At 59.7% G+C, this 14,317-nt stretch carries 11 protein-coding genes; 10 read left to right on the top strand and 1 reads right to left on the bottom strand.

Going from position 1 to position 14,317, the window contains the following annotated elements; genetic code table 11:
• The first annotated feature begins 294 nt into the window (after positions 1–294).
• The 7 genes from J3U87_RS16880 to J3U87_RS16850 all read left to right on the top strand — a co-directional run bounded on the left by J3U87_RS16880 (position 295) and on the right by J3U87_RS16850 (position 7,084).
• Complete coding sequence (locus tag J3U87_RS16880) at positions 295–1,812, top strand: phosphotransferase (RefSeq protein WP_237384227.1); 1,518 nt, start codon at positions 295–297, stop codon at positions 1,810–1,812.
• Entirely contained in the window at positions 1,813–2,700 is an 888-nt protein-coding gene (locus tag J3U87_RS16875; RefSeq protein WP_237384226.1) for a class I SAM-dependent methyltransferase, read from the top strand.
• Between the two features lie 225 nt (positions 2,701–2,925).
• Entirely contained in the window at positions 2,926–3,594 is a 669-nt protein-coding gene (grxD, locus tag J3U87_RS16870; RefSeq protein ID WP_237384225.1) for a Grx4 family monothiol glutaredoxin, read from the top strand.
• Positions 3,595–4,194: 600 nt separating this feature from the next.
• Complete coding sequence (locus J3U87_RS16865) at positions 4,195–5,079, top strand: hypothetical protein (RefSeq protein ID WP_237384224.1); 885 nt, start codon at positions 4,195–4,197, stop codon at positions 5,077–5,079.
• A 73-nt stretch (positions 5,080–5,152) separates the two neighbouring features.
• Positions 5,153–5,983: a diaminopimelate epimerase gene (locus tag J3U87_RS16860; RefSeq protein ID WP_237384223.1), complete on the top strand. Its 831-nt coding sequence runs from the start codon at positions 5,153–5,155 to the stop codon at positions 5,981–5,983.
• On the top strand, positions 5,974–6,549 hold the full coding sequence (locus J3U87_RS16855; RefSeq protein WP_237384222.1) for a hypothetical protein: 576 nt from the start codon (positions 5,974–5,976) through the stop codon (positions 6,547–6,549). The genes J3U87_RS16860 and J3U87_RS16855 overlap by 10 nt, the downstream gene beginning before the upstream one ends.
• Positions 6,550–6,589: 40 nt before the next feature.
• The gene (locus tag J3U87_RS16850; RefSeq protein WP_237384221.1) at positions 6,590–7,084 is read left to right on the top strand and encodes a YbaK/EbsC family protein; all 495 of its coding nucleotides are present in this window, start codon (positions 6,590–6,592) and stop codon (positions 7,082–7,084) included.
• A 37-nt stretch (positions 7,085–7,121) separates the two neighbouring features.
• Here the strand turns inward: J3U87_RS16850 and J3U87_RS16845 are convergent, their stop codons facing one another.
• On the bottom strand, positions 7,122–8,792 hold the full coding sequence (locus J3U87_RS16845) for an HAD-IG family 5'-nucleotidase (protein ID WP_237384220.1): 1,671 nt from the start codon (positions 8,790–8,792) through the stop codon (positions 7,122–7,124).
• Between the two features lie 777 nt (positions 8,793–9,569).
• Here J3U87_RS16845 and J3U87_RS16840 point away from each other — a divergent pair.
• The 3 genes from J3U87_RS16840 to J3U87_RS16830 are packed head-to-tail and all read left to right on the top strand — an operon-like array spanning position 9,570 to position 14,310.
• On the top strand, positions 9,570–10,523 hold the full coding sequence (locus J3U87_RS16840) for an ABC transporter ATP-binding protein (RefSeq protein WP_237384219.1): 954 nt from the start codon (positions 9,570–9,572) through the stop codon (positions 10,521–10,523).
• A complete protein-coding gene (locus tag J3U87_RS16835; RefSeq protein ID WP_237384218.1) occupies positions 10,520–12,427 on the top strand; it encodes an ABC transporter permease in 1,908 nt (635 codons plus the stop codon). The genes J3U87_RS16840 and J3U87_RS16835 overlap by 4 nt, the downstream gene beginning before the upstream one ends.
• Positions 12,427–14,310, top strand: coding sequence for a DUF308 domain-containing protein (locus J3U87_RS16830; protein ID WP_237384217.1), 1,884 nt, complete (start codon positions 12,427–12,429; stop codon positions 14,308–14,310). Before J3U87_RS16835 ends, J3U87_RS16830 begins: the two co-directional genes overlap by 1 nt.
• Positions 14,311–14,317: the final 7 nt, after the last annotated feature.

The following is a 14,317-nucleotide window of genomic DNA, read 5'->3' as shown; positions in this document are numbered from 1 at the left end:
TCCCAAAGCCGAGGCCCAGATCGATTCGGCGATAGGCCGGACCTCGGCGAGCAGATACCCGCCGAGGCGTGACGGCGATGCACGCCTCGGCCCCTGGGGACATGGATCCGATGGGGCGCCCCCGAAAGCGAACGCCGAATTACCGAACACTCGATCCGTGATGTGAAGGGGCCAAGGCTCTTGCTCGTTGTCTTTCAGGTTTTTAAGTAAAGATTTCCGTCAAGAATTCGATAGGGAAAGTTGATAGAGAATCACCCGACAAAACCAAATGTCGCATTGAGGGATGGGACGGCTATGGCGAATCAAGCTGCAAACCAACAGGTTCAGACCCGCACGAGAAAAATCGGTATCGACTTGGACCACACGATCCTGAACGTCGCCGAAGGCATCGAAGGATCGGAAATTTTGTTTGGGTTCAAGGCGTTCGTGATGGAACAGCGGGAGCAGAAACAGCCGCTCTTCATCGTGGCCCACGAGGTGGATCAAGCCGCCGAGGTCGAGGCCCACCTGGAAAACAAGGGATTTTTCAAAGATACCGGTTCCGGGGGATTGGGATTCGAAAAGGGCAACTTGATCTTCGTGGCCAGCGAGGACGAAAAGGTCGCCAAGATCGCCGAACTGGGTCTGACCCATTTCATCGACGATCAGTCCGCCACCTTCGCCCACGCCAGCTTCCCCAAGGAAACCCAACCCTTGGTTTTCGGACCGCGCCAAGAGGGCGCTTCCTTCCCCGGTTTCTCGGAATGGAGCGAGCTCACCAACTACTTCTATTGGGAAGAAGGCGTCAGCAGCCAGAGCGGCGCCCGCATTCTGGCGGTGACGCCCCTCAAGGAACACGGTGATAACTTTATTTATAAGGTCGATACCGAGAACGACCGTTCCTACATCCTCAAACATTTCCTCGAGTCCACCGAGAACGCCCCCGAGCGTCTGGAGACCGAGATCAATCATTTGAACAGCCTCCACGCGGTGGGCATCCACAACGTGCCGAAACCCTATTGGCACCGCGGATGTTGGGCGCTCTTCAGCTACCTGGAAGGAAGTTCGGTCACCCAGGTGGGGGAAAACGAGCTGGCCCAATTCATCGACATGTTGACCCAATTGGACCGCAAACACGAAGAGCTGGGCGAACAGAAAGTGAAGACCGCGGCAGGCGCCCGCACCCGGCTCAGCCAGTTCGCCGACGAACTGAACGGCAGGTGGAACGCGGTCCTATCGGCCTGCCAACGCCCGGACGGCCCCAAGGACATCATGCTGTTCATGCTGACCGATCTCGAACAGTTGCGCCAGGACAATCTCAACCATTTCTACCTGTGGATCAAGCGCGAGAAATGGGACAAGGAAGCGGAACTCGCGGAAAAGGACCTGATCTTCAGCCCCTCCGACTTCGGTTTTCACAACACGCTCAAGAATGGCGACAACACCTTGTATTTCCTCGATTTCGAGGAATCCGGATGGGACGACCCGGCCAAGCTCCTGGCCGATTTCTTCTACAACACCGAACAGACGTTGGATATCAAGGACAAGCTGGCCGTGCTGGACGCGTTCGTGAAGCAGCGCGAGTGGGACAGCAACTTCATCAAGCGGTTCTGGGCGATCGCCGACCTGGTGGCGGTCGAGTGGATTCTCAAGACCCTGGAAGTGGTGGTTCCCGAAGAAATGCGCCGCCTGCAATACGTCAATCCCGGTTTGGATCCCAAGCAGTTGATCAAGGATCGCTTCAAGATCGCGATCAAGATGCGCGAGGATTTCCAACCCATGGAACACCTTTGCAAGCACGATCAACTGCTCGACGAAGAGGGCGAAATCTAATTGCGACCAGACGACATACTCGGCGAAGGTTTCCACCTGACCCGCGATCCCGAGGCCCACTTCTGGCGCGTGACGCCGACGCCCTCGTTGGAGACGCTGCGGGACCTGTATCGCCACGAGTTTTACGCGGTGGATAAGCCGCGTTACCTGGAAAAGACCGATTCGGAGCTCGCGTACTGGCACGCCATCTGGTCGATTCGGCTGGATTTGATGGCCGGCTTGACCGGAAGTCCCGGTCGTTTTCTGGACATCGGCGCCAGTGGCGGCTTTCTGCTCGCCCATGCCCGTGATCGAGGTTGGCAGGTCGAGGGCATCGAGCCCTCGCGGCAGTCCTGTGCCTTCGCGGCCGAGCGCTTCCAGCTCTCGCTGTTCGAGGGCTACCTGGAGGATTTCGACCCCGAAACGGCCCGCTTCGACGCGATCCACCTCTCGCTCGTCCTGGAACACGTCCGCGATCCGCGCGCCTTTCTGGCCAAAGCGTTGTCCATGCTGCGCCCCGGCGGCGCGATCTGGGTGGAGGTGCCCAACGACTTCAACCAGCTCCAGCAAATCATCACCACGCAACTGGACAAGCCGCGCTGGTGGGTGGTTCCCAAGCACCATCTCAACTACTTCGATTTCGACAGCCTGAGCCGACTCCTCACCCAACTGGGCGCCGAGGAATGCGACCGCCTGGCCAGTTTCCCGATGGAGCTGTTCGTGTTGATGGGTCTGGACTACATCGGCAACGACAACGTGGGCGGTCAGGCGCACGGCTACCGCATGCAGCTCGAGCGACACCTGTTGGCCGGAAACCGGGAGCTGTTGGTGAACCTGTACCGGCGTCTGGCCGAAATGGGACTCGGCCGCACCTGCAACCTGCTGGCTCGAAAAACGCTCGAGCAATAAGGCCGCACCACCAAGACGCCACCGCCGCGTCCCCCCGAATCGGGCCGCACGACGGCACGCCGCAACCCGTTTCGGCCTCCTCATTCGGGGCGGGAAAGCCCGGATCCGGCGCACTGGACATCGGTGGACGGCCCGTTCACATTCGGGTTATATTGGCAGTCACCAAAAAGGCGGCACCGTTCCACGACTCACCGCTGCCGCGAGTCAACGACATGGAGGTTTCTCGTGGATACAAACCTACGCGAAAGCATTCAGAAAATGGTAGAAAGTGCACCCGTATTCCTATTCATGAAGGGTAACCCTACTTTCCCACAATGCGGTTTTTCCAATCAGGTGGTCCAAATCCTGAAAGCCTACGACATCCCGTTCGATCACTGCAATGTATTGGAAGATATGGATATACGCCAAGGTATCAAGGAATTTTCGGACTGGCCCACCATTCCCCAACTCTACATCCAAGGCGAATTCGTAGGCGGCTGTGACATCGTGCGCGAATCTTGGGAATCGGGCGAACTCACCGATTGGTTGCGCGAGGCCTTCCCCGGTCGCGACATCGCGGCTCCCTCGCCTCCCGCCAAACCGCAGAACATCACCCCCGAACAGGCCAGCGCCATGGTGAACCAGGAAGGCGTCAAACTCTTGGACGTCCGTACCCAACAGGAACGCGAGATCGCGGTTGTCGATGGTTTCGCCATGCTCGACCAGGAACTCGCTCAAGAAATCCTCGATAGCTGGAACAAAGAGACCCCGATGGTGTTCATGTGCCATTTCGGCGGTAGATCCGCCCAGGCTTGCCAGTTTTTCGCCGATAACGGCTTCCAGAAGGTGTACAACGTCGAAGGCGGTATCGACGCATGGTCCCAAACGGTGGATCCCTCCATCGCCCGTTATTGAGCCAATCGAGGTATCGCGACCGACAGGGTTCGCGACCCTTCCCCCACGTTTGATCACCACGATTTGAATTACCGAGCCCCGGCGTTTCACCAAAGCGTCGGGGCTTTTTTCGCGACGCTTGTCGACGGCAAAAAAAGAATCGCCCATCGGGATCGAGCCGGCGTCTTTCACAAACGGTTGCCCGAGTGGCCCCCGAGAAGGCCGGCTGTCGCCGTGTCAGGCAGTGGTGGGTGCTTCGCCTTTCGAATGAACGCCGGAATTTCGGTCCTCGTATCGGGGCAATTCCCAATAACACAAGCCCAAAGCAAGCCAATCCGTTGGGCAGGGAATAAAAGAAAGCGAAATATCATATTAAAGTGAAAGCATTCCTGAAACCGACGAGTAAAGATAAACGTAATCCGAACATACGAAACAGCAAAGCTAGTGTCGTTTACGGCTCCCGTAACCCACTCACCCATCAGATGATGCACCACGTTTTCATGTAACAAGCCGCCCAATCAAAACTTTCGCTGTTGTGTTTCTTCTCGCAGCCACGTGACTGCCCTGGTCGTCGTGTGCGCGGATTCGTCTGGTCATGTCCAGACCCCTGAAAGGATTCTTATGTCACTATGTCTTGTCGGCATTTGGTTAGCCGTCGTATGTCACGAATTCGAGAAGCCGAATCGGGCGGCCGATCTCGAAAAAATGGCGCTCGAAATCCATCGGGCCCATGCGGACGACGGTACGCAATCGCGGTACGCCTTCGAGCAGGACCCTGCCTTTCTGGCATGGGCCTACTACCTTTGGTGCGCGACCGGGAAAGGCACCTGGAAGGAAGAATTGAGCTCCTGGATCATCGCGGATCACGGCCGTCACTTCTTCCACCGTTGGCCCCATTCCCACAAAGCTTTTCAGGAGACGTGGCGCGGCGCCATTCCTCACGGAACCTGGGCCAACATGCACGTCCATCCCACCAATGCCATTCCGCGACCCAGCGGCGAACAGGGCAACACGCGGCGCGGCAGCGACATTCAGTTCGCACGCGAAAACGGATTGCTGGTGTACACGGTGCACCGCGACGGCATCTACCGGTACGATCCGGAAACGGACAAGATCACCCTGGTTCACGGCGGCGTCGTCCAGGGCCGCATCTCGCGATGGTGGCAGGATTCGGTCGACATGGAACTGGTGGCGCTGTTCAACGAACAGGCCGAGCGATACACCAAGAACTATCAGGACCTCTGGCGAATCGGTTCGGAATGGAACGACCTGCGCAAGGCCCGCAAGTCCCTGGAAAAGAAAAAAACGGGCAAACGTTTGAGCAAAGCGGAAAAGAAGAAGCTGCTGGCCCGCAACAAGGAAGAGATCATGAAGGTTCGCGGTGAGTATCTGGCGCTCGTCCAAAGGTTGGACGCCCAGAAATCCTCGTTCCTGGAATCGGTCGCGGCCATCCAACACGACCCCGAAATGGGAGGGGTTCAGGTGGTACAAACGTTCCCTCATTAACCGACATCACCCGTTGCCCCGGTCATCGGCGCTATAATGCGGCAAGACTTATAGGCTGGTGACCGGCATCCCCATGACATCCTCCCCTTCCGACCGTATCGAACGCGACGATGCATTCGACAAAATCGAAGCGTGCGGCAACGATTTCGTTCTGTTGGCCCACGAGCCCGATCCGAAAAGCGTCGCGGAACTGTGCGACCGACACCACGGCATCGGTGCCGACGGCATCATGGTGTTACGGTCGGTGCGGCCGGAGTTGACCGACCTGGGTCACCTGGACCCGGACGGCAGCCACAGCTTCTGCCTGAACGGCACCCGCGCCGCCCTGGCCCTGCTGGCCCGGCGCGGCCGTATCGCGCCCGCCGGTCGGGTCCGCACCGAAGGCCAGGAATTCGCCTATCGGCTGGACCCCGACCCGATTCTCTTCTTGCCCGTCCGCGACTACCGACCGCTCAACTGGCGCGGTGGCGATCATCTGGTTTCCGGTTACCGGGTGGAAGTGGGCAATCCCCAGTTCGTCATCCTGGAAGGCATGGACCCCAACCGTTTCCGGGAATTGGCGCCGCGCATTCGCGCCGATTTGGCAGCCTTTCCCCAGGGCACCAACGTCACCTTCCTACGACGGGCCGAGGCCGGGTGGCACGTGCAAACTTTCGAGCGCGGCGTGGAGACGTTCACCAAGGCCTGCGGCACGGGTATGTACGCGGCGGCCCTGGTGCTCTTCGGCGAGCGGGGCACGCGTCGGGTGACATTCTTCCCGGAGGGGCGCGGTACGGTGGAAGCGTGGTTGGAAGGCGATGGCCTGGCGATCACCGGCAGCACCCGTCACGTATTTTCGGGGACTTGGCCCGCAACCGAAGTCGTGGCCGGGGAATCGCAAGTAGGAGAAGCGCGATGTGGTTGATCTTGTGCCTGTTTTTATGGCAGGACGGCTCGGCAACCGGCGAAGATTCGGGCATTCGCCCCATCAACGCCCAGGTTTACCTGCCGAACGGTGAAAAGCTGGACATGGTGAACGTCCGGTTACGTGGCCTCAACCCATACGAATTCGAGGTTCAGGGGCAAGGCGGCTCCTCGTTCGTCAGCCTCTACCGCATTCTTCGCATCCAGCGCCAGAAAGACGGCCGCAAGTTCGAACTCTGGTTCGATACCGGCGAACGCCAGGTGGTGACGATCAAGAACATCGTCTTTCAGGCGGATCGCACGATCGGCGGCGATGAGTCGAAATACCTGGCCCTGTACCATACGGCCCGGCTCCATTTCATCAGCGGCAGCCAGATGCGGCATTGCCGGCTGGGCCATTACGAAGTGCACACGCCCTATCCCTTCTGCCCGGTTTGCGGCCAGGAGCTGGCCTTGGGCAGTTACGAAGAGGAGTTGGACGAGGAAGAACGCCCGGCCAACCCCCAAATTCACCGCTGGCGCCTGGATCCCCGCAACCCGGCATCCGGTCCGGCGGGCGGCAATTGACCTTTCCTTTCGATCACTTCCATCGACCGAGGAGAAACCCGTGGAAGATACCACTACGCAAAAAGCCCTCGCCTCATCGGCCCTGAAAGTCCAGACCGCGCTCGCCGAACGGGGCATCGAAGCCCAGGTCGTGGAGCTGCCGGACAGCACTCGTACCGCCGAGGAAGCCGCCGCGGCCATCGGCTGTGACGTGGCCCAGATCGTCAAGTCCTTGATTTTTCAGGGAAAAGAAAGCGGCGAGCCCTATTACGTAGCCGTCAGCGGCGCCAATCGCGTGCACGAAAAGCGCCTGGGCCGCCTGATCGGCGAGAAGATTCGCAAAGCCGACGCCGAATTCACGCGCACCGTGACCGGCTTCGCCATCGGCGGCATCCCGCCGGTCGGCTTTGCGCGCGACATCAAAGCCTATATCGACCAGGACCTGATGGTCCACACCGAACTCTGGGCCGCCGCGGGCACGCCCTTCGCCGTGTTCGGCCTGTCGCCCCAGGACCTTCAGTCGATGACCGGGGGCGAAGTCGTCTCGGTCACCTGAACACGCGACGACTGGTTTTCAAGGGCTGAACTTCGAATCAACCGGGTGCTGGCGAGGTAATCGACTCCTCGGTGGAAAGGTCCTCCTGTCGATCCTCAACCTCCTCGATCCCTTCTTCCGACGAGGGGTCGAGGTCGACCGCCTCCGCCAACGGAAGCTCGTTCGGATGGCGTCCCCCGTCCAAACTCGCATCGAAGTTCACATCGCCGACGGGGTAGAGGTTTTTCTCGTGAGGCATCGGAGACACCATGCTCTCGAGGTACACCTGCCCGTTGTAGAAATTGAAGTTGCTGACCGCCGAGGTGTAGATGCAGGCGTAATCGCGAATCTGCTCGGCAAAGTTGCTCAGTTGGCCGCCGGTCTTGAACAAACGCCCCCAATAGGAATTGAAGGTATTGCTGATGCGGCGACGCAGGTCCCGCGATTGAAAGAGCAGGTCCGAAAGCTCGCGGTTGTGGTGCTCCAACTGTCGGTCCAGTTCTTCGATGCGCTCGTCGATGCGTTCCAGGTGGTTGCGCTCCAGTTCGTCCGCCTCGGATTCCTTGAACTGGTGCAGGTCGTAGACCTGGCCGCGCCGCCAAGTGAGTTCCATGGTGAGCTGTTTGCGCCGCGTTTCGTTGGCTAGGAGTTCCATCAAAAACGGTTTGGCTTCTTCCTCGGCCCGAACCTGGAACTCGAGCTCGGGCACGATGATGCAGGTGCGCCAGTGCGTGCTGTGTTTGCTTTTGAGAATGTCGCCGTAAATGTGGTCGCCCACGTACAGCACCTGATCGCCCTTGATTCGCAGCCGCTCTTCCAGAAAGTCCAGGTTCCCGCCGGAGAAGAACAGGTTGTCGCCGTCCTCGATGATTTCGAGCGGCTGGCCTTCGTTGAAAAAAGTCGGCTTGCGTGCCGCAGAGCCCACCAGGTCGAAGCAGTGCCGCCAACCCTTGAAAAAGGGACTGGCGTTGCGGAACAGGTAGGTCAGCATGAAATCGGTATAGTCGGGCTCGGAGTTGGTGACCACGAACAGGCGCTTGCCGGCCTCGCGAAACTTGTGAAGTGCCGGAATCAACATGGGATCGCTTTTGATGTAGTGGTCGGGATCGCTCATGATCTGTTTTTTCAGGGAGCCGTCGCTGTGGCAGGTATCGATGGCGTTGCGGATATCGCGGTACAGCTCGGTGTAGTCGTCCCGCGGCCCTTCCGCCTGATCCACGTGATCGATGATGGCGGCAAACAGATAGGTTTCCAACAATTCGAACAGGGTGTCGACGGAGCGATAGCGCCCCGAGTGGAAATCGATACGGGTGGCGTTGTACATGGCGGCCCGCCTGTCGGAATCCAGGGGCCGCAGGCCGTGATAGGCCAGGCTGACATAGCGGAACTTGTCCATTTTCAGAACATTACCAGTCAAGGTATCGATCACGAGACCGCGAATGGTGAATCCGGGCTTGTAGGGAATTTTCAGAATTTCTTCGGAATACCCATTTCGGTCGACCAGGAGATTGAGCGCCAGCTTCATGGTCAATTGATCGAGCGCGTCCTGCTTGTATTCGGCCAGGGTGTAATCCATATCGAAGCCCACGGCCTTGATGCGACTCATCTTGATGGTGCGGTTGGTAAAGATGCGATTTTCGAGATACGGCTGGCCAATGTCCCCGCCTTCTCGTTCGAAGTCTGCATTCAACAAGCTCTTGAGACGCGTATCGATAGTTTTCTTTCCCAATCTAGGCTCCTTCCTGAGCTGTGCCGATCCGAATAATCCGACGCCGGGAGTTTCCCTGGTGCTGGGGGATGGGGATCGAAAGCTCACACGCTTTATATGGTTACGATTCCGAAGGGATCCTGATTCCGCCCGTTCAGCTCCGGTCACTGCATTGTATTGTCCTTCAATCTAACACAAAAAAGATGAGGGCACTTTGAGTTCCACGTCAAAACCCTGAGATGGCGACGATCTGCGGCGTTCGATCTTTCCAGTGATTTCTCCATCATGACGATGCGGCGCCACATCCGTGAAACGCATATTCGGCTCGCGGGCACGCCCGATCGAACGCGACACCGTTCGTGGACGCCGCTGTTCCTAAAGAGCGGGATCGGTGACCGGAGTGTGCCAAAAAAGAAGGCGTGTCGAATGGAATCCAATCGACCCCTGCCGCAAAACCGCTGTTTCTGGATGCGGGCTTGTTTGAGATAATGAAAGACCCGTCGCCCAGTCATCACCGAGGATGCCGCGCCCAAACGCGGGCACCTCTCCCCCGTGTAGGAGAAGACACCTCGCATGGCCGAATTTCTGCAAGTTATCGGAACCATGGTCCATCGCGGATGAAAAGCGGTCCGGTATCGACTTCCCGGTCGCGGAGACCGCCCGGCATGCCGCGGGACGCCCGCCCCGTGGAAAACATGCGTGGACGCCTGCCGACAAAGCTGTTAAGCTGGAACACCTTCGCTTTTTTTCGCGTTAACCTTCTAGATTCACATACGTTCCCCGCGGAGGCCCTCATTGATGCAGGAAGCGCCCGCTTCGTCCAAAGCCCCCAAACGGCCGGGTCGTGTTTTACTGCGAACGAGTGACCTGACCAAGTCTTTTGGCAGCTTTCAGGTTCTCAAAGGCCTGAACCTATCGGTTCGCGAGGGTCAAGTCTACGGCTTTCTAGGTCGGAACGGCGCCGGAAAGACGACTTCGATTCAGATATTGATGGGCATCCAAAAGGCCGATCGCGGGCGCCTGTCCTGGTTCGGTGAGTTTCGCCAGCGACCCGGCGTCGTCGAGAAACAGCAAATCGGCTACGTTTCCCAGGAGCAGTTCTTCTACCCCTGGATGACCTGTCGTTACCTGGGACGCTTCGTCAGCCGGTTCTATCCCAGTTGGGACATGACGTACTACAGCCAATTGCTGGGTACCTTTTCGCTTCCGGCCAAGCGCAAGGTGGTGAACCTGTCACAGGGCATGCGGGTCAAGCTGGCCCTGGCCTTGGCCCTGGCCCACCGCCCGAAAATCCTGATTCTGGACGAACCCACCGCCGGCCTGGACCCGGCCGCGCGCCGCGAGTTCCTGGACATCGTCAGTTACCAGGCCGACCACGAGGGGCGAACCACCCTGTTCTCGTCCCATATCGTGGAGGAGGTGGAGCGCATCTCGGATCGGGTCGGCATCCTGCGGGAAGGGCGCCTGTGTTACCAGGGATCGCTCACGCGACTGGGCGACCTGGTGCGCCAGATCCAGTTACCGGAACCCTTCGCACCCCAGGCCCCGAATCGGTTGGAAGCCCTGCAACGCGAGGCGAGGCTTCGCGGCTTCGAGGTATTGCAGAAGGACGTCAAACACGGTTCGCTGGTCATGCGTGCGGAACCGAGATCCTGGCACTCCTGGCAACGCGACCACCAGACCGTGGAATCCCGCCTCAGCCTGGAAGACATCTTTCTGGGCCTGACGGTGGAACGGGACCTGATCGTATGACTGGGAACGCACTGCAGGGATTGATTCGAAAGGAGTTTCGCCAACACGGAACGACGATGCTGCTGGTGCTGGTTCTCGTCCAAATCCTGGCCGGCCTGCTGCTGTGGATGTCCATATCCAACCGAGCTCGCGGATCCCACTGGCAGCCATTTCAGGTGTTCCTCGTGGTGACGCCCTTGACGGTCACCCTGCTGTTGGGCCACCGCCTCGTCAACAGCGAGTTCACCGCCAAGACCCAACTGTTCCTGGAGTCGCTGCCGGTTCACCGTCTCTCCATTTTCTGGGTGAAGTGGCTGCTGGGCTTCACCGCCCTGCTGGCGACCGTGGCACCCACCTTCCTGATGTACCTGTGGGCCACCTGGATCTACGGCGAGGCGATGCAGGAAGGCCTCCTTTCGATCATCGCGGTGCGCAGCCTGGTGTTTCTATACTTCGCCTACAGCCTGCTCTACGCCTTCGCCTTCATGGGCCGCTACCGCATTCCCGGCTTTTTCATGATCGCCCTGAGCACGCTGTTCATCAGCAGTACCTTGGATCTGGACCTGTCCGAAAAAGGCCCGATCGCGTTGGCCATGGATTCGCGGTTCGCCTTCGAAGCGGAGGTCTATCCCGTCGACGATTTGAAGCTGGCCTTGGGTTTGGGCCTGCTGTTCCAGGTCCTGGCGCTGGTCATGTCCCTGGCTCGCGAAGGCTCCGTGGCGACGATGCTCGCCATCAAGATGTCCCATCGCGAAAAGATTTTCATGTCCGGCATTCTTCTGTCCACCATTCTCCTGATCGCGCTTTACGACAACAAGCGGCCCAAGGCGCCCTACGAAATGTCCGAATCGATGGTGGTCCAGGGCGACGGCGTCACGATTCGGGTGGGCCAGGATCCCCATTTGACGGAATCGGCGCGCCAGGCCCTGGCTGACGAAACCCACGCCGAACTGGTCGCGTTGCGCGACTACCTTTCGCTGGGACCGCTCCCGGACATTTTCATCACCCTGCGCCAGGATCTGGACCCGGACAAGTTCGAGCTCGGCTATTTGAGCCATGCCGAGGGGTTTGTGGTTCGCATGCGCTACCAACCCGAGACCTGGGATTCCGAGCCCTTTTTCGCATGGTTGATTCCCGAGCTTTTGGACACCTATTCCCAGACGCGGGTCTACCTGGAACGAAATTTCTGGTTGATCGACGGTTTCACGCAATGGTGGCTGCTTCGCGATGAAACGGAACCGGATCACCTGGCGCGGGTTCACCTGCGGGCTGCCTATGCGTCGCATGCCTTCCGGGGTGAGGAGACCCTGGCTCGCTGGATTTCCTTTCGCGAGCAACTCGGGACCGACATGGCCCGGGCGGTGGCCTGGGTAGGCGTCCAGGAACTTCTGGACCACAGCGATCCGGGCGCCCTGCAGGCCGTGTTCCGCGAAAAGCTGGGCCGCCCTCCGGAGCGCGACTTTCGCGCGTTTTTCCACGAGTTGGCCAATCCGATCGGCGAGGTGATCTTCGAACACACCGACGTCGACTACGGGGATCTCGTCGCCCGTTGGTCGGAGCGACTGGCGCGTTCTCGAACGGAACGGGCCGAGGCGCTTGCCACCATCCCCCGTCTCGAGGCCGAGCTGAATGCACGCACCCTTTCCGAAAAAACCCGGCGCCTGGCCATTCGGCTGCGATCCCCCGACGATCTGTCGCCCGAAACACGGGTGCAGTTGCGCTACTTGCGATTGCCTCGCTACGAATGGCTGATCCCGCCCCGCGACGTCAGGGTGGAGGAACTCCCCGCACCCACGGCACTGGAGTGGGTCGACCTTCCCGAGACCTACTCGGTCCGCACCCGCTTCGCCTGGACCGTCTCCCTCTACGTCGAAGCCCTGGGTTGCCCGATCATTTCCGGGTGGCGACGCATGGAGGTGCCCTGATGGGGAAACTCCTGCTCAAAGAAATCAAGGCGCTACAACCGTTTCTGGTGCTCGTTCTACTGGTCTACTGCACGGAGGCGATCTTCGAATTGCTGACCGATTTCCCCGACCAGTCTCCCCTGTTGAACCACCTGACCTTCATCCAGGAGGGTAGCTGGGATACGGCCAACCTGTTCGCCTTCTTCCTGTCGTTTTCGCTGGCCAGCAGTTTGTTGGTTCGCGAGGTGGACCTGCGCACCATTCACTTCCTGGACGGGCTGCCGACGAGTCGCTCACAGGTGTTTTGGGCCAAGTTCTGGGCCGGTTTCGCGGTCCTGTTCGCGGGACCGCTCGTGGAAACCGCGCGTTGCCTGGTCCAGCAGTTCTTTTCGCGAACCAGCATCGATCCCGGATTTCACTGGAACCTCGCCGGCACCTCGCTGCTGTTGGTAGGTTGCCAGCTCTACATTTTCCTCTCGGCAGGTCTTCTCTTTTCCTTCCTGCGGCGCTTCGGATGGATCCTGGCCGCCCTCGTCTTCGCGGCCTACGTGGCGATCCACCGCGTCTATCCGGCCATCACGGTCTGGAACCCCTGCAACCTGACCCAACCGCTGTTGGAAGGCCACCACTGGCCCATCCCCTGGCGGATGTTGGCGCTCCAATTGCCCGTGGCCACGATTCTGCTGGGTCTCGCCTGGTGGCTCTTCTGCGGCGGCGGCCTGGTGCTCGCCAATGCGGTACAACACCTGCGCGATCGCAGCGGCGGTCGGTTCCTGCTGGGCTGCAGCGGCGTGCTTTCGGTGGTGGCCTGGGTCCTGTTGCTGATGATCACGATCGCCGACGGTGACGAGGAAAACGGGATTTCGGACCAATCGGCCGTGTTCGCGAGTTGGGAAGTGGCCCGATTTCGAACCGAGCGCTTCACGTTCAGCTTTCCCGAGAACCTGGCCAACACCATCAAACCCAACCTGGTCGACGCGGATGCCGCACACGATCGGGTGGTCTCCTTCCTGGCCGCGGAACCGATGGGCGTGATTCCGGTCGACGGTTCCAGCCCCGCCGGACAGCACATCGCCGGGCTCGCGTTCTGGAAGAGCATCCGCATCAGCACGGGCACCCTGTTGGATCGCCAACGCGCCATCGCGACCCTGGCCCACGAGACCACCCACGTCTACGCGAACAAGTTGAGTGACCACGTGCTGTCCGAAGAGTTCGAGTCCACGCGGTTCTTCAACGAAGGACTGGCCGAGTACGTGGAGCAACGCTTTTTCAGCGACTGGGCTGACGAACCCAACTACCGGTTGATCGCAGCGGTGGCCCACGACCGCAAGGAACCCGATTTCGACACCCTGATGAACAACGGGGCCTTGGTCGCCGACTTCGACGGCAATTTGGTATACCCCCTCGGCTTCATGTTCATCAAGGCTCTGATCGAACAACACGGCGACGAGGCGCCGGGCCGCATCCTGGCCGCAATGGGTCGCGCGGACGCACCGAGCGATTTGCAGGGCATCACCTTGTGGCGCGACACCTTCCAACACGCGGGCTACAACTTCGACGAAACCATCAACGCCTGGTATCGCGCCCTGCAAGAGGAAGCCGAGGGGCTCGTTCCGGAATTGGCCAATCTGCCCCGCCTCTACGGTTCGATCCGCGAGGACGGCGACTGGGTGGGCATCGACGTCACCACCGATCACGACGGCGACTACGACATCCACTGTCGCGTCAGGCAGAACGCGCGTACCGACCCACAGGAATACGCGTACCCGAGGGCCGACGAGTCGGGCACCTTCTGGGTCCAGCGCGCCGACTACCCCCAGTTGGAGTTCCAATTGGGCGTGGCACCGCGGGGTTTCGATTTCCCGATCCACGAAAAATGGACCAGCGTGACCCTGTCCCGGTGACCGCTTG

Origin of the sequence: Sulfidibacter corallicola (assembly GCF_017498545.1) — a bacterium.
GTDB lineage: Bacteria > Acidobacteriota > Holophagae > Acanthopleuribacterales > Acanthopleuribacteraceae > Sulfidibacter > Sulfidibacter corallicola.
The sequence above is the reverse complement of the archived record's forward strand: the minus strand, read 5'-3'. Positions and strand labels throughout refer to the sequence as shown.